Below are 17359 nucleotides of genomic sequence, written 5' to 3'. Positions count from 1 at the left end.
CCCGATGAGGGTCCTGTGACGGGCGTACGACGACCCGAAAGTCGATTCATGCTTCATGACTCCCGTGCGCTTCGGCGCGCCTCCGACGCGGCATCCGCTCGTGCCTCTGTGAACTCCCGCCGCTCCCGGTGGATCCTCGGCTCTGTGACCGGTGGCGTCATCGGCCTCGCCCTGACCGTGGGGATCGTCGCAGCTCCTGCTGCAGGCGCCGAGCTGCCCGACGCCGTGGACCATGTGACCGCCCTGGTCACCGGTTCGGATCCTCTGCATAAGACGGTCGACGACTCGGCGATCACCATCAAGCTCGCGAAGGACGCGATCGCCGCGGCCGACGCGAAGACGGCTGAGGTCGCAGGCTCCGGTCTCGACCTCGCCGGCGCGCCCGCCGCCGTCGAGACCCAGGACCTCACCGCGTGGATCGGACAGCTCGGCGATCGCGACTCGCTCAGCGATCGCGAGCTCACGAGTCTGACCGCCTACACCGTCACCGGAACCGAGGCCGTCGTCGCTGAGACGGCGGAGGCGCTGGCTCAGGCCAACACCGTCGACGGCGCGAAGGCGACCGCCCGCAGCATGGCGTCGAGCCAGTACGGCTGGGGTGACGATCAGTTCTCGTGCCTGAACTCGCTGTGGACGAAGGAATCGGGCTGGAACTACAAGGCCTACAACGCCTCGGGCGGAGCGACCGGCATCCCGCAGGCTCTCCCGGGAAGCAAGATGGCGTCGGCCGGCAGCGACTGGCAGACGAACGCGGCGACCCAGATCTCCTGGGGTCTCGGGTACATCTCGTCGGTCTACGGCACGCCCTGCAGCGCCTGGGGGCACTCGCAGGCGACGAACTGGTACTGATCCGGCAGGGTCGCATGACGGCATGCGACCTGAATTCTGGAATGACGGCCCTCTGCCCTAGGCAGGGGGCCGTCTCTGCCGCTACGGTGAGCGGAAGATGGCTGGGGCGTCGTCGATCCTGAGGAGGACGAGTGGACCCCGCTGTGCTCACCGGAATCACGCAGAGCGTCTCGACCGGCACGCTTCCCGGGTGGGAGCGCGTCGATGAACTCGTCCGCGAGGCGCACCGGCGCCATACGGATGAGCGGAGCGGGACGGTCGCGGACTACATCCCCGTCCTCGCGGAGGTCGACCCGGAGCTCTTCGGCCTCGCGCTGATCGAATCCGACGGCGGGCTGCATGACGCCGGTGACGCGCTCCACAGCTTCTCGATCCAGTCGATCTCGAAGATGTTCGTCTACGCGCTTGCGATCCAGGAGCACGGTCACGAGCGGGTGCGCGAGATCGTCGGAGTGAACAACACCGGGCTGCCGTTCAACTCGGTGATGGCGATCGAGCTCAACGGGGGACATCCCATGAATCCCATGGTGAACGCGGGGGCGATCGCCACCACGGCGCTCATGCCCGGGGCGACGTCCGTCGAGCGGTGGGAGCGACTCCGTGACGGACTCTCCGCGTTCGCCGGGCGCTCGCTGGGTCTTGACGGGGTCGTGTACGCGTCGGAGGCGGAGTCGAACGACCGCAATCGTGCGATCGGACGGCTGCTGCGCAGCTATGGGCGGCTCGAGGGTGAGCCCGACGAGGTGGTCGACGTCTATACGCGGCAGTGCGCACTCAGCGTCACCGCTCATGACCTGGCCGTGATGGGTGCGACCCTGGCCGATGGCGGTGTGAACCCGGTGACCGGCGCCCGCGTGGTGTCGGCAGACGTCTGTCGTGACACGCTCGCGGTCGTGGCGTCGACGGGACTGTACGAGCGCTCGGGGGAGTGGCTCTTCGAGATCGGCCTTCCGGCCAAGTCCGGTGTGTCCGGCGGCATCGTCGCGGTCGCTCCGGGCAAGGGCGCGGTCGCCGGTTTCTCGCCGCGGCTCGACCATGCGGGCAACTCGGTGCGGTCGCAGCTCGCCATCGGGCACCTGTCACGGTCGCTCGGCCTCAATCTGTTCGCCTCGGCGCCGGCGGCGCCCGAGACCACCCGTTCCTGATTCCCCACCGGCATCCCGTTCAGAGGACACGGCAATGACCCACTCTCCCTCTCCCTCCACGACGACGAAGGCATCCTGGATGCCTCTGGTCAGTCTCTTCCTCGCCCAGGTGCTGATGTCGTTCAACGTCGCGGCGCTTCCGATCTCGTTGGGTGGGATCGTCAGCGAGTTCGGCGTACCGCCGACGGTGGCGAGCACCACGATCGTCATGTACGGCCTCGCGGTGGCCGCTCTCGTCATGACCGGCGCGAAACTCGGTCAGAGGGTCGGATGGGTGCTCATCTTCCGTGTCGTGATCGGACTCTTCGCCGCGTCGGCCGTGTTCATGGTCGCCGCGCCGAGCGTCGGTTGGGCGATCGCCGGACAGGCCGTCGCCGGTGCCGCCGCCGCCATCATCGTGCCGTCGATCGTGGCGCTGATCGCCGAGAACTACCGCGGTGCGCAGCAGGCCACCGCGATCGGAGCGATCGGATCGGCTCGCGCCATCTCGGGCGTCACCGCGTTCCTGATCGGAGGCACCCTGGGCACGCTGGTCGGGTGGCGCCCGATGTTCTTCATCGTGTTCGGTATCGCCGTCGTCGTCTTCGCGTTCAGTTTCACCCTGCGAGGCGATCGCGGTGACGCATCGATCCGCATCGACCTCGTGGCATCCCTGCTCATCGGCGTCGCGATCGTGCTGCTGACCCTCGGCTTCAACAACCTCAACGGATGGGGTGCCGTCGCGGCGACCGAGGCCGCACCCTTCAGCGTTCTGGGGCTCTCGCCGGCCCCGATCTTCATCGTCGTCGGTGTCGTGCTCGGTCAGCTCTTCTTCGTCTGGACACGCCGGCGGATGGCCGAGGGCAAGGTGCCGCTCATCGACCTCAGCGTGCTGGACTCCTCGAAGGAGCGCGCCGCCGTCTACGCGATGTTCATCGTCGTCGCCCTCGAGGCCTGCGTGAACTTCACGATTCCGCTGTACATCCAGATCGTGCAGGGGCGCACGCCGTTCGACACCTCACTCGCGATGATGCCGTTCAACCTCACCGTGTTCATCACGGCGACTCTGGTGGTGCGTTTCTACAAGCGCTACCCACCACGGGTGATCGGTGTCTTCGGATTCATCCTCACCACGGTCGCGCTGGTGTGGCTCTCGTTCGTGGTGAACAACAACTGGGAGACCCTGCCGACCATCCTCGGTCTCGTCGTCTTCGGCATCGGCCAGGGGGCGCTGGTCACGCTCGTCTTCAACGTCCTCGTGACCTCGGCGCCGTCGGAGCTCGCCGGCGACGTCGGCTCGCTGCGCGGCACGACGCAGAACCTCGCCTCGGCCGTGGGAACAGCGCTGGCCGGCGCGCTGCTCGTGTCGCTGCTCGGGTTGAGCGTCGGGCGCGCGGTCGTGGAGAACCCCGAGCTGCCCCCGGAGCTGGTGGCGCAGGTCGATCTCGACGCCGTCAACTTCGTCAGCAACGACGATCTCCGTGCCGTGCTGGAGACGACCGATGCGACGCCCGCGCAGGTCGAGGCGGCGGTGGCCGTGAACGAACAGGCCCGACTCGGCACGCTCAAGCTGGGCCTGCTCCTTCTCGCGGGCATCAGCGCGGTGGCGATCCTGCCCGCATCGCGCCTGCCGCGCTACAAGCCGGATGAGATTCCCGACCCCTCGCCGGCCGGAGGTTCCGACTGAGGACGGATGCCGGAGCTCAGCGCAGCTCTGAGATGAGCACGGCGCTGGTCCCGGGCGCGGTCGCCTCGAACACATGGGGGGCGTCACCCGCGTAGGACAGGTAGTCGCCCGGGTTCAGCAGCACCGGATCGTCCACAGGTCCGATGCGTGCCTGGCCGGAGACGAGCACCACGTGCTCGGTCGTGCCGGGGTGGTGGGGATCGGAGCGCCGTGGATCACCGGGCTCGGCGTGGATCAGGTAGACGTCGCGGCGCGCCCCGGGAGGGCTCGCCGAGAGCAGGGTGGCGCTGTATGTCGCGGCGGCCGAGGGAACCCCCACGAGTGCATCGGCGCGGATGAGAGTGGGCGCACTGGACTGCTGATCGACCAGCACCGCGAAGGGCACGTCCAGCGCGACGCCGAGGGCCCACAGGGTCTCGACGCTGGGGTTGCCCGCCCCGGACTCGAGCTGCGAGACGGTCGCCTTCGAGATCCCCGCGCGACGGGCGAGCTCGGAGACGGAGAGCCCAGCGGCCTCGCGCTCTCGGCGCAGAGTGCGGGCGATGCGGGTTCGGACTTCCTCCATGTGTTCATCATGTCAAACGATCGTTCGCTTGACTATCCGAATCGACGTGTTCAGAATGATCAACATGTGTTCACTTCATCGAACGGTCGGGTCATGAGCGCCGAGCGCGAGGTGTGGCGCGAGGCGCTCGGCGTGGTGCTCGCCACGAGCGCCTACGGGGTCTCCTTCGGAGCTCTCGCCGTGGCCTCCGGGCTCGATGTGTGGCAGACCTGCGTGCTCAGCCTGCTGATGTTCACCGGCGGCTCGCAGTTCGCGTTCGTCGGTGTCTTCGCGGCGGGAGGAGTGGCGGCTCTTCCCTCGGCGATCGCCTCGGCCGGGCTGCTGGGCGTGCGCAACGTGGCGTACGGAATGCGCATGTCGCCGATCGTCGGCACTTCCCGTGCTCGACGCGTCGCCGCCGCGCACTTCACGATCGACGAATCGACCGCCGTCGCGATCTCGCAGAGCGACCCGCGACTGCGTCGGGTCGGCTTCTGGGTGACCGGCATCGGGATCTTCATCGGGTGGAACGTCACGACGCTGATCGGGGCGCTCCTGGGCGACGTGCTGGGGGATCCGAAGACCTGGGGGCTGGATGCGGCCGCGGCGGCCGCCTTCCTCGCACTGCTCTGGCCGCGTCTGAAGGAGCGCCAGGCCATCGCGGTGGGGATCGCCGCCGCCGTGGTGGCCGCCGCGCTCACGCCGCTCATCATGCCCGGTCTTCCGGTGCTCGTCGCAGCCGTCGTGGCGATCGTCGTGGGGTGGTTCAACTGGTGGGGTCGAGATCTCGACGCGTCACCCGCTGAGGGGGAGGCGTCATGAGCGTCTGGAGCGCGGTGCTGCTCGCCGCCGTGATCTGTCTCGCCCTCAAGGCCGCAGGCTACCTCGTGCCACCGTCCCTGCTCGAGGAGCCGCGTCCTGCTCGCGTGACGGATCTGCTCACCGTCGCCCTGCTCGCGGCGCTCGTCGCGGTCCAGACGCTGGGGGACGGGCAGGCCGTGATGGTCGATGCCCGGGTTCCCGCGCTGCTCGTCGCCGGCGGGCTGCTGTGGCTCAGGCAGTCCTTCCTCGTGGTGGTCATCGCGGCGGCCGCCGTCGCCGCGCTCCTGCGTCTGATCGGGCTCGCAGCCTGACACGTCCCGTCGCCGTCGCGCGTAGGATCGTCTCGTGCGTATCGGATGGATCTCCCGGGTGCTCTCCTGGATCGCCGCGGCCCTGGTCGGCGGCGTGTTCGGCGTCGCGGGCACGATCGGCCACAGCCTGATGTGGGGTCCTGTGCCCGTCGGACTCATCGTGGGTGCGGTGGCGTGCGGGGCGATCCTCGTCGCGATCCGCTCTCTCACCCACGACCGTGGCGCGACGCTCGCGGCGGGACTCGGCATGGTCGGGATGCTCGTGCTCATCTCCGGTGTCGGCCCCGGGGGTTCTGTCGTCGTGGAGGACACGCTCAGCGGTCGGATCTGGATCTATCTCGTCGCAGGTCTCGTGCTGCTCGCGGTCGCGTGGCCGTCGCTCTCGCGGTTGCAGGTGCAGACCACGACGACCCCGCGCGACGACGTGCCGTCGAGTCGTTCGGGCGCGCCCCTGGGAGATGACGGCGGCCGCGAGTCGTAGACTGAGGGGGTGACGTATGTGATCGCCCTTCCGTGCGTCGATGTCAAGGATCGCGCCTGCATCGACGAGTGCCCCGTTGACTGCATCTACGAGGGCGAACGCTCGCTGTACATCCACCCCGACGAATGCGTCGACTGCGGTGCCTGCGAGCCGGTCTGTCCCGTCGAGGCGATCTACTACGAAGACGATCTGCCCGACGAGTGGCAGGACTATTACAAGGCGAACGTCGAGTTCTTCGACGAGGTCGGCTCTCCGGGTGGTGCGGCCAAGGTCGGCGTCATCGCGCACGACCACCCGATCATCTCCGCTCTTCCGCCTCAGGGCGAGTAGTCCGTGAGCGTCCGCGATCTGGCCGACTATCCCTGGGATGCGGTCGTCCCGTACCGGGAGCGCGCCGCACGGCATCCGCAGGGCATCGTCGATCTCTCGGTCGGATCGCCCGTCGACCCCACGCCGGCACTGATCCGTCAGGCCCTGTCCGACGCGACCGATGCACACGCCTATCCGCAGACCGTCGGCACGCCGGCGCTGCGCGAGGCGATCGTCGACTGGTACGCTCGTCGCAGAGGGGTGCCGGATCTCACGGTCGCCAACGTGCTCCCCACCATCGGCTCGAAGGAGCTCGTGGCACTTCTCCCGACCCTGCTGGGGCTGGGGGAGGGCGACATCGTGGTGCATCCGCGGATCGCGTACCCGACGTACGAGGTCGGAGCGCGTGTCGTGGGCGCCACGCCGCTGCCGGCGGATGACCCCGCGGAGTGGCCGGACGGCGCGAAGCTGATCTGGATCAACACCCCCGGAAACCCTGACGGCCGCACGTGGACCGTCGACGAGCTCGCGGCGGCGGTGCGTCGCGCACGCGAGATCGGTGCCGTGCTGGCGAGCGACGAGTGCTACGCCGAACTCGGCTGGGACGGTCCCTGGGCGCAGGAGCCGATCCCGTCGATCCTCGATCCGCGCGTCACGGACGGCAGTCGCGCGAACCTGCTCAGTGTCTACTCCCTGAGCAAGCAGTCGAACCTCGCCGGCTACCGCGCCGCGTTCGTCGCCGGGTGCGCGCGCATCGTCGGAGAACTGCTCACCGCCCGCAAGCACCTCGGCCTGATGCCGCCGGAGCCGGTGCAGCACGCGATGGCCGTCGCTCTGGGTGATGACGAACACGTCACGGCGCAGAAGGAGCTGTACCGCGAGCGGCGCGACACTCTGCGTCCGGCGCTCGAGGCCGCGGGATTCCGCATCGACGGTTCCGAGGCCGGTCTCTATCTGTGGGCCACTGAAGGCCAGGACGCCTGGGCGAGCATCGATCGGCTGGCGGATCTCGGGATCCTGGCAGGTCCGGGGCCTTTCTACGGAGCGTTCTCTAGCCAGCACGTCAGGCTCGCGCTGACCGCCCCAACCGAGCGGATCGTCGAGGGCGCACGCCGGCTTCGGGAGCAGAGTCTGTAGGTTCCCTCTTCGGGCGCGGACTTCTTTTGTCTGATGTCACAGTAGGCCTGTGTGCCTACTAGGCTGTAAAGGCGATTCGGTCGTGTATCGATGATCTCGATCTGACCTGGTGCACAGCGCCGTGACATCGCCACATCCGACTTGATGAAGATCCATGAGGAGGCCCGCGTGAGCGCAGCGGCAGATCAGCAGGCGACGGCGAAGCTGACGATCGGCGAGACGACGGCAGAGTTCCCGCTCGTGCGCGGCACGGCGGGGCACGACAGCATCGATTTCTCGACGCTGACCCGGCAGACCGGCTACACGGGTCTCGACTACGGATTCGTCAACACGGCGTCCACCAAGTCCGAGATCACGTTCATCGACGGTGACAAGGGAATCCTGCGGTATCGCGGATACCCGATCGAGCAGCTCGCGGGCAACACCAGCTACCTCGAGGTCGCCTGGCTCCTGATCTACGGCGAACTCCCGTCTGCTGCCGAGCTCGCCGAGTTCGACGAGAAGATCCGTCGGCACACGCTGCTCCACGAAGATCTCAAGCGCTTCTTCTCCGCACTGCCGCACACGGCGCACCCCATGTCGGTGCTCTCGTCCGCGGTCGCAGCGCTCTCGACGTACTACGAGGGCCAGACCGACCCCCACAACCCCGAGCATGTCGAGCTGAACATGATCCGCATGCTCGCCAAGCTTCCGGTCATCGCCGCGTACGCGCACAAGAAGAGCGTGGGTCAGGCCTTCCTGTATCCCGACAACTCGCTCGGCTTCGTCGAGAACTTCCTCAAGCTCAACTTCGGGGTGCACTCCGAGGAGTACCAGGTCAACCCGGTCATGTCGAAGGCCCTCGAGCTTCTGCTGATCCTCCACGAGGACCACGAGCAGAACGCGTCGACCTCGACCGTGCGTCTGGTCGGATCGACCGGCGCGAACCAGTTCGCGTCGATCTCCGCCGGCATCCAGGCTCTCTCCGGCCCCCTGCACGGCGGCGCGAACGAAGCCGTCCTCACCATGCTCGGTCAGATCCGCGACTCGGGTCAGAGCGTCTCGCGCTTCGTCGAGCGCGTGAAGAACAAGGAAGAGGGCGTGAAGCTGATGGGCTTCGGCCACCGGGTCTACAAGAACTACGACCCCCGCGCCAAGCTCGTCAAGGAGGCCGCCGGCGAGGTGCTCGCAGAGCTCGGTGTCACCGACCCGCTGCTCGACCTCGCGCAGGAGCTCGAGGAGCTCGCGCTCGCGGACGACTACTTCAAGGAGCGTCGTCTCTACCCGAACGTCGACTTCTACACCGGCGTGATCTACAAGGCGATGGGCTTCCCGACGCGCATGTTCACCGTGCTGTTCGCGATCGGACGCCTCCCGGGCTGGCTCGCACAGTGGCGCGAGCTGCAGCTCGACCCGCAGACCAAGATCGGCCGCCCGCAGCAGCTCTACACGGGATCCCCGGAGCGCACCTTCCAGACCCGCTGATCCGACGCGCGATGCCCGTCGTCACCGCGGAGGCCGTCGTTCCGGTGGATCCGGCGACGGCCTTCGCGGTCTCGCAGACGACCGGAGCCGTGCGCAGACGCTGGGACCCGTTCATCAGCGAGCAGCACTTCCTCGACGGCGCGGCCGTCGCGGCGAAGGACGTGCGCACCTACACGCGCCAGCGCTTCGGCTTCTCGATGGTGAGCCGGTACGTCTCCTACGCCCCGCCGACCAACGTGGGCATGGTCATGGAGACAGGGCCGTGGTTCTTCACCAAGCTCGGCGGCGGCTGGCGATTCACCGAGGTGCCTGAAGGCACGCTCGCCGTGTGGAAGTACAACTTCTCGTGTCGCCCCGCGTGGCTCGCACCGATCGCCGAATGGGTCGGCGTGCGCGTACTCGGTGTCGAGATCAGGCGCCGGTTGGAGGGGTTCGTGCGTGGATGCTCAGATCCGCAGGTCGTGGCCGAGGCGCGGCGCGCCCGGGGCTGATCGCGCCCGCAAACGACGAGCGGGTGCGTCGATGCGTGAGCACCCGCTCGTGTCGTCTGTGGGTCAGCGTCCCTGCGAACCGCGACCGCGGCCACCCTGGCCACCGGAGCGGGACTGGCCGCCCTGACGGGACCCTGCGGATGCGGCCTGTCCCTGCCCGCCCTGACCGGAGCGAGGGCGACGGCTGCGACGCGACGGCGGGTTGGCTGCGCCGTTCCGCTCACCACCGGCCGGACGCTGCTTCGGCGCCTGGCGCTGCTGCTGCTGAACCGGCGCCGGGCGCACATGCGGTGCGCGCTCGGGGACGAGCTCGGTGACGGCATCGGAGGTGACCGGCTCGAGCGCGGCCGTGATGGCCGCCTTGCGGAGCAGATCCTTCACATCGCGACGCTGCTCGGGCAGGACGACGGTGACGACGGTTCCGGCTGCGCCCGCACGAGCGGTGCGACCGGAGCGGTGCAGGTATGCCTTGTGCTCCATGGGCGGGTCGACGTGGACGACGAGATCGACGTTGTCGACGTGCACGCCACGGGCAGCGACGTCAGTCGCGACGAGAACGCGCACTCCGCCGTCTGCCGGGTCCGACGAGAAGGCGCCGAGGTTGCGCTCACGGGCGTTCTGCGACAGGTTGCCATGCAGGTCGACGGCCGGGATGCCGGCAGCGGTGAGCTGCTTCGCCAGCTTCTTGGCCTGGTGCTTGGTGCGAGTGAAGAGGATGCGACGGCCGGTGCCCGAGGCGAGGTCGCGCACGAGCGTGGTCTTGTTGTCGGTCGAGTCGACCACGAGCACGCGGTGCGTCATCTCGCCGACCGGAACGCTCTCTTCGTCGACCTCGTGGCTGACGGCGTTCGAGAGGAAGCGACGGGCGAGGGTGTCGATGCCGCGGTCGAGGGTCGCGCTGAACAGCAGGCGCTGGCCGCCGGCCGGAGTGGCGGTGAGGATGCGCGTGACGCCCGGAAGGAACCCGAGGTCGGCCATGTGGTCGGCCTCGTCGAGCACGGTGACCTCGACGGCGTCGAGCTGCACCACGCGCTGCTTCATCAGGTCTTCGAGACGGCCGGGGCACGCGACGACGATGTCGACGCCGTCGCGCATCGCCTGCTCCTGCGGACGCTGGCTGACGCCTCCGAAGACGGTGGCGACGCGCAGGCCCTTGGCAGCGGCGAGCGGCGCGATGGTCGCGGCGATCTGCGTGGCGAGCTCGCGGGTCGGAGCGAGCACGAGACCACGCGGGTGGTTCGGGCGGCTCTTGCGCGTCGACGCCGCGAGGCGCGAGACGAGAGGAAGCGCGAACGCGATCGTCTTGCCGCTGCCGGTGCGGCCGCGACCGAGCAGGTCACGACCGGCGAGGGAATCGGGGAGGGTGTCGCGCTGAATCGCGAACGCCTCCGTCTTGCCGTCCTTCGCGAGGACGGCGGCGAGGTCGGCGGGCACGCCGAGATCGAGGAAGGAAGTCATGAAGTATCTCCGAGAATGCACGCACGAACCATCAGGCCGGGTGCGGGAAGGTGGGCGACGGCGCGGGATCGCGCATCGTTTCGCCGTTCGAAATGGCCAGAACCAGGCAAGTGGCGCGGGAGCGTGTCGACGACGCAGACGTCTCGCATCGCGAGGAGCGTCGCCTCGACACTATCACGCGCCCGAAGGAGAAGCCTGGGATGCCGCGCATCCCCGCGCGTCGTTCAGGCGTGCAGCGCCTCGTTGAGGGTGACGCCGACGCCCGCGCGTCGGACGGCCTCGACCGCGCCGGTGAGGGAGTTGCGTCGGAACAGCAGGCCGTCCTGACCCGAGAGCTCGGCGCCCTTGACCGTCTTCTTGACACCGTCAGCCGTGGTCGGGCCGTCGACGAGCACGACCTTGGTGCCGGCCGTCACATAGAGGCCGGCCTCGACGACGCAGTCGTCGCCGAGCGAGATCCCGATACCGGCATTGGCGCCGAGCAGCGTTCGGGAGCCGATCGACACGCGGTGCGCCCCTCCACCCGACAGAGTGCCCATGATCGAGGAACCGCCGCCGATGTCGCTGCCGTCGCCCACGACGACGCCCTGCGAGATGCGCCCCTCGACCATCGACGAGCCGAGCGTTCCCGCGTTGAAGTTCACGAAGCCCTCATGCATGACCGTCGTGCCGGGGGAGAGGTGTGCACCGAGGCGCACACGCGAGGCGTCGGCGATGCGCACTCCTGCGGGCTGCACATAGTCGGTGAGTCGGGGGAACTTGTCGAGACCCTGCACCTGGATTCCCGCGCGCTGAAGGAGCGGGCGGAGCCGGGCGGCGTCAGCCGGGTGCACGGGGCCCGCATTGGTCCAGGCGACGTTCGGCAGGTGGGCGAAGATGCCGTCGAGGTTGAGCTCGTTCGGACGCACGACGAGGTGCGACAGCGCGTGCAGGCGCAGGTAGGCGTCGATCGTCGATGCCGGTGCGGCATCCAGGTCGATCTGCAGCTGCACGGTGTCGACCGTCACGTTGCGGCGCTCGTCGGGTCCGGTCACGGCCTCGAGGGTGACGAGCGCGGCCGCGGCGTCTCCTGCCGACGGGGCTTCGGTGAGCACTTCGGGGAACCAGGCGTCGAGAACGGTGCCGTCGCCGGCGGTCGTCGAAAGTCCTGTACCCCACACGGTGCGCGCCTCAGTCATGTCTCCACGCTATCGCGACCAGGCACCCGCCATCGCTCAGATGTCGGGGTAAGTAGGCTGGGGGCATGGTGCTCGATCTGACAGCGTCCTCCGTCGACCTGACCCGCGCGATCTGCGACATCCCGAGTGTGTCGGGTGACGAGAAGACGCTCGCGGATGCCATCGAGGAGGCGATCTCCGCGTACCCCCACCTCGAGGTGATCCGGCACGGCAACACGATCGTCGCTCGGACGAACCTGGGGCGCGCGCAGCGGGTCGCGATCGCAGGCCACATCGACACCGTGCCGATCAACGACAACGTGCCGACCAGGGACGTCGAGATCGACGGCGTCGCCTACCTCTGGGGCCGCGGAACCGTCGATATGAAGAGCGGCACCGCCGTGCAGCTGAAGCTCGCCGCAGAGCTCACCGATCCCTCGGTCGACATCACCTGGATGTGGTACGACAACGAAGAGGTCGAGGCGTCGAAGAACGGTCTCGCACTGCTCGCCGCCGTGCGCCCCGAGCTCTTCCAGGCCGACTTCGCGATCCTCGGTGAGCCGTCGAACGGCGAGGTCGAGGGCGGCTGCAACGGCACCATGCGTGCGATCGTCAGGACCTCCGGCGTCCGGGCGCACGCGGCACGCGCCTGGATCGGCGAGAACGCCATCCACCGCGCGGCTCCGATCCTCGCTCGTCTCGCCGAGTACCGGGCCCGAGAGGTTCCGGTCGAGGGCCTGCTCTATCGCGAGAGCATGAGCGCGGTGCGCATCAGCGGCGGAGTCGCCGGCAACGTGATTCCCGATGCCTGCGAGGTCGAGGTCAACTACCGGTTCGCGCCGAGCAAGTCCGCGGCCGACGCCGAGGCGCACATTCGCAACCTTCTGGCCGGGTTCGACGTCGAGATCACCGATGCGGCGGAGGGGGCGCGACCGGGACTCGACGCTCCCATCGCCCAGGAGTTCGTCGCCGCCGTCGGTGCCGAGCCCCGTCCGAAGTACGGCTGGACCGACGTCGCGCGTTTCTCGGCGCTCGGCATCCCCGCCGTCAACTACGGCCCGGGCGACCCGCACCTCGCCCACCACGACGAGGAGAGGGTCCCTCTCGCGCAGATCGACGCCGTCGAGCGCGGACTGCGGGCATGGCTGACGTCGCGCTGAGCCTCGCGCGACGCTGGGCGCAGCTGCCTCTGCCGCTGCGGATCGCGCTGATCTATCTCTCGGCGCGCGTCGTGACCACGGGGCTGATGATCGCAGCGGCTGCGCAGTCGACCTCGCTCTCACGGTTCGGCGTCGAGCCGGGACTCGTCGACTTCGTGCTCGGGTGGGATGCCCAGTGGTACTGGCTCGTGGCAGAGGAAGGGTACCCGAGCGACCTCCCGCTCACCGATTCCGGCGATGTCGCCGAGAACGCCTGGGCATTCATGCCCGTGTTCGCATACGCGGCCAAGCTCCTGGGGCTGCTGTTCGGCTCCTGGGGCGTCGGAGCCTTCCTGCTCTCCTTCGTGGCGGGGTATCTCGCCTGCCTGGCACTCCACCGGCTCCTCCGTGATCGCATCGGACGGTCGGCGGCGATGTGGGCGGTCGTCTTCTTCTCGTTCGGGCCCCTCGCGGCGATGTTCCAGGTGGGCTACGCGGAGACGCTCTTCCTCCTGCTGCTCTTCCTCGCCCTGGATCTCACGATCCGCCGCCGCTACGGATGGCTCTACGTCGTCATCCCCGTCATGGCGTTCACCCGCCCCGGAATCCTCGCCTTCGCCCTGTTCCTCGGTCTCCACGGGATCGTGCGATGGATGCGTCGCCGCGACGACCCACTCAGCGGTCGAGACATCGTGAACATCATCGCTCTGGGGGCTCTGGCCACCGTGTGCGGCTTCGCCTGGCAGGCGATCGCTGCCATCGTGACCGGGGATCCCGGTGCATACCTGGCGACCGAGCTCTCGTGGCGGCGCAACTGGATCGCCGGCGGCGTGGCCGGCTTCGTGCCCTTCGAGGGCTGGGTACAGGCGTCGCAGTTCTGGTTCGCGCAGTGGGGACTCCCCAGTGCCCTGGGGCCGGTCGCGCTGGTGATCCTCATCGCGGGCGCGAGTGCGGTCCTCCTTCTGAGTCCCCAGGTGCGAAAGCTCGGTCCTGACCTGAGGCTGTGGAGCGCCGGGTATCTGCTCTACCTGCTGGCGGTGTTCTTCCCCCAGTCGAGCACCTTCCGGCTTCTCCTGCCCCTGAGCCCGCTCTGGGGCGCCGTCGCCGTGCCGCGTTCGCGTGTATGGCGCTTCGGTGTTCTGACCGCCTGCGTCATCGGGCAATGGGCATGGATCCACAGCATGTATGCCCTCGGCAACACGTTCTGGCAGGTTCCGTGAATGTTAATGCTTGATGCATTTCTTCACGGGTGACGCACAGGGTTCGGTGACAACCGATAAACTGGTGAGATACCACCGGAGGAAAAGGAGCCCACGATGGCAGCGATGAAGCCGAGGACTGGCGACGGACCCATGGAGGCCGTGAAGGAAGGGCGACTCATCATCGTGCGCGTCCCCCTCGAAGGCGGCGGCCGCCTGGTCGTGTCCGTGAACGACGCAGAGGCGAAGGAACTTCACGACGTGCTGGCAGCCGTCGTGGCGCCGGCCTGATCGACATCCCATCCGCGTCGAGCGGAGACACGAAGAAGAGGGCGACGGATCATCGATCCGTCGCCCTCTTCTTCGTGTCCGAAGCGAGGCGTCAGGCCTGGGCGATCCGGATCAGCTGGAGCAGGCCCTCGCCCGACGTCGACACGGTGGCCAGGACCGCAGCCGATTCCTGGGTCTCCTGGATCAGTGAGCGGTAGGCCGACGTCACCGCGTCACGCTGCACGGGGTCTGCGACGCGCCCGCCCGCCAGGACCCGCGGAACGAGGACGATGCCGCCGGCTCGCGCGAGGCGCAGACCGTGCTCGACGTACTCGATGACGTTGTCCGCGTCGGCATCGACCAGGACGACGTCGTAGGAGGATTCGTTCATGCGGGGGAGGACATCGGCTGCGCGTCCGCTGATGAAGCGCGCGCGGGTGGCGGGCACCCTGGCGTCGGCGAAGGCCTGACGTGCGGCGGCGAGATGCTCGGGCTCGTTGTCGATCGAGGTCAGCACCGCCTGGGGTGCGCCCCTCAGCAGCCACAGCCCGGACACGCCTGCCCCGGTGCCGATCTCGACGATCGACCGGGCGTTCGTCGCTGCGGCGAGAACGGCGAGCTGCGACCCGACGGCCGCGCTGACGGGCGCTGCGCCGAGTTCGACGGCGTGGGCACGAGCGCGCGCGATCGAGGACGGCTCCACGATGGATTCCCGGAGGAAACGTGCGTTCGCATCGTTCTCGCTCATTGCCCTGTTCTCCCGACTGAGATGTGTGTTCCCCCAGCGTATGCGCTCGGTGCGCGGCACGGAGGCAGGCGCGGCGGTAGCCTGGTGAGATGGAACTCGGGATCTCATTCGAGAAGATTCTGCTGATCGGTCTGGTCGCCGTTCTTCTCGTCGGACCTGAGCGGCTGCCTCGCTATGCGGAGAGCGTGGCGAAGCTCGCTCGGCGCGCCGGAGAGTTCCTGCGCGACACGAAGACCCGGGTGCGCGAGGAGATGGGTCCCGAGGTCGACGACGTCGACTGGCGCAAGCTCGATCCGCGACAGTACGACCCGCGCCGCATCATTCGCGATGCCCTCTTCGAAGACACTCCCGCCGTGGCCGCGACGCAGGCCGCCACGGTCGTCGCGGAGCCGGAGGTGACGCCCGTACGGCCGGTGCGTGTGCGCCCGGAGTTCTCCGTGGCGAATCCTCCGCCGTTCGATCTCGAAGCGACGTGACGTCACCCCGTTCGACGGATCGGCTGCGGGCGAGGGATCGGGCGGCATTCGTCGCTGCCGCGATCTGCGCCGCGGCGTCGGTGCTGATCTGGCTGATGTGGGTGATGCCGATCGTCCGGTCGATCGACGAGGCGGAGCCGGCGATGATCGGGCGCACGATCTCGGTCGAGCTGGCGGCAGGAGAGACGGCGGGCATCTGGGCGAGCGGACGATCGGCGATGCTGGGGACGATGGAGTGCGGCGTGACGGGCCCCGACGGCTCTGATCTCGACCAGCGGGGCGGCTCCGCTCTCAGCTGGAACGACGTGCTCTGGTGGATGACTCCGCGCCCGGGTTTCGAGCAGCGGTCGCAGTTCACCGCCGTCGATGCCGGCCCGCATCTGGTGCGGTGCGACGACTCACTCGACACCTATGACGGCGACTACCTCGTGGCGGGTGACTCGTTCGGTGTCGGCGATATCGGACTCGGCCGGACGGGAGCCTGCGACTTCGGGATCGGTGAGATCCTCGTCTTCTGTGCCGTGTTGTGTCCGCCGCTGGCTGTGCTGATCCCGCTCGTGATCCTGCTGCGTCGGCTCGTCACCCGACGCACGGCGCGCTCGCGCCGCTGACAGCGGCGGCGCGTCAGCCGAGAGGCAGAGACTCAGCCGAGCGACAGCGGCAGCGGACGTCCCGAGAGTCCTCGGCCGCGGCCCGCGAGACTCCGGGCAAGGCCGTCGATCGCGAGGGCAGCGGCATCGGAGGGGTCGCCGACGACGATCGGAGTGCCGTCGTCGCCGCCCTCGCGCAGAGCCGGGCTCAGCGGGATCGAGGCGAGCAGTGGCACCGGATCGGTCTCCGAGAGCGCGGCGGCCACAGCGGCCCCGCCGCCGGAGCCGAAGAGATCGATCACCGTTCCGTCCGCAAGCGTGAAGGGGCCCATGTTCTCGATCACGCCGATCACCCGTTGCCCGGTCTGCCGTGCGACCAGGCCGCTGCGGATGGCGACATCGGAGGCCGCTGCCTGCGGCGTCGTGACGACCAGCACTTCGGCGTGCGGGAGCAGCTGGCCGATCGAGATCGCGATGTCGCCGGTGCCCGGGGGCATGTCGATCAGGAGCACATCGAGGTCGCCGAAGAACACATCGGTGAGGAACTGCTGCACGGTGCGGTGAAGCATCGGACCGCGCCAGGCGACGACCGCCTCGCCGTCGCGCAGGAACATGCCGATCGAGATGGTCTTCACCCCGTGGGCGACCGGCGGGAGCATGAGGTCGTCGATGCGGGTCGGCTGCGTGCCCGCGGGAATCCCGAGCAGACCCGGGATCGAGAAGCCGTGCACGTCTGCGTCGACCAGGCCGACGGCAAGACCCTGCTCGGCGAGAGCGACCGCCAGGTTGGCGGTGACCGTCGACTTGCCCACGCCGCCCTTGCCGCTCGAGACGAGGATGACACGGGTCAGGGAGTCGGGTCCGAAGGGCATCTGGCGAGGTGCGCGTCCGTCGCGCAGCTTCTCGGTCAGAGCCTTGCGCTCGCCCGGAGTCATCACCCCGACGTCGACCCGCACATCCGTCACTCCCGGAACGGATGCGGCCGCGGCGCGTACGTCGGACTCGATGCGGGCAGCGGCGGGGCAGCCCACGATGGTCAGGACGATCGACACATCGGCCTGACCGGCGGTGACGGAGATGTCTCTGACCATGTCGAGGTCGCC

Annotated in this window: 20 protein-coding genes; 15 read left to right on the top strand and 5 right to left on the bottom strand. The window is 68.6% G+C overall.

Translation table 11 applies throughout. The annotated features are described in order from the left end of the window. Positions 1–48 precede the first annotated feature (48 nt). From RTM68_RS07480 to RTM68_RS07470, 3 genes are all read left to right on the top strand, one after another. Positions 49–849, top strand: a complete 801-nt coding sequence (locus tag RTM68_RS07480; protein ID WP_312169703.1) for a phospholipase — start codon at positions 49–51, stop codon at positions 847–849. Positions 850–980: 131 nt separating this feature from the next. Further along, on the top strand, positions 981–1994 hold the full coding sequence (gene glsA, locus RTM68_RS07475; RefSeq protein WP_312169702.1) for a glutaminase A: 1014 nt from the start codon (positions 981–983) through the stop codon (positions 1992–1994). 34 nt (positions 1995–2028) lie between these two features. Next, on the top strand, positions 2029–3660 hold the full coding sequence (locus tag RTM68_RS07470) for an MFS transporter (RefSeq protein WP_312169700.1): 1632 nt from the start codon (positions 2029–2031) through the stop codon (positions 3658–3660). Positions 3661–3676: 16 nt separating this feature from the next. Here the strand turns inward: RTM68_RS07470 and RTM68_RS07465 are convergent, their stop codons facing one another. Then, positions 3677–4225, bottom strand: a complete 549-nt coding sequence (locus RTM68_RS07465; RefSeq protein ID WP_312169698.1) for an XRE family transcriptional regulator — start codon at positions 4223–4225, stop codon at positions 3677–3679. 93 nt (positions 4226–4318) lie between these two features. On the opposite strand from RTM68_RS07465, the gene RTM68_RS07460 reads away from it, so the two are divergent. The 7 genes from RTM68_RS07460 to RTM68_RS07430 all read left to right on the top strand — a co-directional run bounded on the left by RTM68_RS07460 (position 4319) and on the right by RTM68_RS07430 (position 9219). Next, complete coding sequence (locus tag RTM68_RS07460) at positions 4319–5026, top strand: AzlC family ABC transporter permease (protein ID WP_312169696.1); 708 nt, start codon at positions 4319–4321, stop codon at positions 5024–5026. After that, positions 5023–5337, top strand: coding sequence for an AzlD domain-containing protein (locus RTM68_RS07455; protein ID WP_312169694.1), 315 nt, complete (start codon positions 5023–5025; stop codon positions 5335–5337). The genes RTM68_RS07460 and RTM68_RS07455 overlap by 4 nt, the downstream gene beginning before the upstream one ends. 34 nt (positions 5338–5371) lie before the next feature. Then, entirely contained in the window at positions 5372–5818 is a 447-nt protein-coding gene (locus RTM68_RS07450; protein ID WP_312169692.1) for a histidinol dehydrogenase, read from the top strand. A 9-nt stretch (positions 5819–5827) separates the two neighbouring features. Next, complete coding sequence (fdxA, locus tag RTM68_RS07445; RefSeq protein ID WP_194764738.1) at positions 5828–6148, top strand: ferredoxin; 321 nt, start codon at positions 5828–5830, stop codon at positions 6146–6148. A gap of 3 nt (positions 6149–6151) precedes the next feature. Continuing rightward, a complete protein-coding gene (gene dapC / locus RTM68_RS07440; protein WP_312169689.1) occupies positions 6152–7264 on the top strand; it encodes a succinyldiaminopimelate transaminase in 1113 nt (370 codons plus the stop codon). 144 nt (positions 7265–7408) lie between these two features. Beyond that, complete coding sequence (locus RTM68_RS07435) at positions 7409–8728, top strand: citrate synthase (protein ID WP_396654206.1); 1320 nt, start codon at positions 7409–7411, stop codon at positions 8726–8728. 11 nt (positions 8729–8739) lie between these two features. Next, entirely contained in the window at positions 8740–9219 is a 480-nt protein-coding gene (locus tag RTM68_RS07430; RefSeq protein WP_312169685.1) for an SRPBCC family protein, read from the top strand. A 63-nt stretch (positions 9220–9282) separates the two neighbouring features. Here the strand turns inward: RTM68_RS07430 and RTM68_RS07425 are convergent, their stop codons facing one another. Both RTM68_RS07425 and dapD read right to left on the bottom strand, forming a co-directional pair. Beyond that, positions 9283–10677, bottom strand: coding sequence for a DEAD/DEAH box helicase (locus RTM68_RS07425; protein ID WP_228528522.1), 1395 nt, complete (start codon positions 10675–10677; stop codon positions 9283–9285). 224 nt (positions 10678–10901) lie between these two features. Then, complete coding sequence (gene dapD / locus RTM68_RS07420) at positions 10902–11855, bottom strand: 2,3,4,5-tetrahydropyridine-2,6-dicarboxylate N-succinyltransferase (protein ID WP_312169683.1); 954 nt, start codon at positions 11853–11855, stop codon at positions 10902–10904. Positions 11856–11920: 65 nt separating this feature from the next. On the opposite strand from dapD, the gene dapE reads away from it, so the two are divergent. The 3 genes from dapE (at position 11921) to RTM68_RS07405 (ending at position 14463) form a co-directional block, all read left to right on the top strand. Beyond that, on the top strand, positions 11921–12994 hold the full coding sequence (dapE, locus tag RTM68_RS07415) for a succinyl-diaminopimelate desuccinylase (RefSeq protein ID WP_312169681.1): 1074 nt from the start codon (positions 11921–11923) through the stop codon (positions 12992–12994). Further along, entirely contained in the window at positions 12976–14193 is a 1218-nt protein-coding gene (locus RTM68_RS07410; protein WP_312169679.1) for a hypothetical protein, read from the top strand. The genes dapE and RTM68_RS07410 overlap by 19 nt, the downstream gene beginning before the upstream one ends. Before the next feature lie 96 nt (positions 14194–14289). Then, a complete protein-coding gene (locus RTM68_RS07405; RefSeq protein WP_017203323.1) occupies positions 14290–14463 on the top strand; it encodes a DUF3117 domain-containing protein in 174 nt (57 codons plus the stop codon). Between the two features lie 91 nt (positions 14464–14554). Here RTM68_RS07405 and RTM68_RS07400 read toward each other — a convergent pair whose 3' ends face one another. Continuing rightward, a complete protein-coding gene (locus tag RTM68_RS07400; protein ID WP_312169677.1) occupies positions 14555–15190 on the bottom strand; it encodes a class I SAM-dependent methyltransferase in 636 nt (211 codons plus the stop codon). Between the two features lie 89 nt (positions 15191–15279). Between RTM68_RS07400 and RTM68_RS07395 the strand changes: the two genes are divergently transcribed. After that, positions 15280–15666: a twin-arginine translocase TatA/TatE family subunit gene (locus RTM68_RS07395; RefSeq protein WP_312169675.1), complete on the top strand. Its 387-nt coding sequence runs from the start codon at positions 15280–15282 to the stop codon at positions 15664–15666. After that, positions 15663–16277 carry a hypothetical protein gene (locus tag RTM68_RS07390; protein WP_312169673.1) on the top strand — a complete coding sequence of 205 codons (615 nt, stop codon included), beginning with the start codon at positions 15663–15665 and terminating at the stop codon, positions 16275–16277. Before RTM68_RS07395 ends, RTM68_RS07390 begins: the two co-directional genes overlap by 4 nt. Before the next feature lie 32 nt (positions 16278–16309). Here the strand turns inward: RTM68_RS07390 and RTM68_RS07385 are convergent. Further along, positions 16310–17359: P-loop NTPase (locus tag RTM68_RS07385; protein WP_312169671.1), on the bottom strand; the 1050-nt coding region annotated here is incomplete at its 5' end.

Origin of the sequence: Microbacterium sp. (genome assembly GCF_031988965.1) — a bacterium.
Lineage (GTDB): Bacteria > Actinomycetota > Actinomycetes > Actinomycetales > Microbacteriaceae > Microbacterium.
The sequence above is the reverse complement of the archived record's forward strand: the minus strand, read 5'-3'. Positions and strand labels throughout refer to the sequence as shown.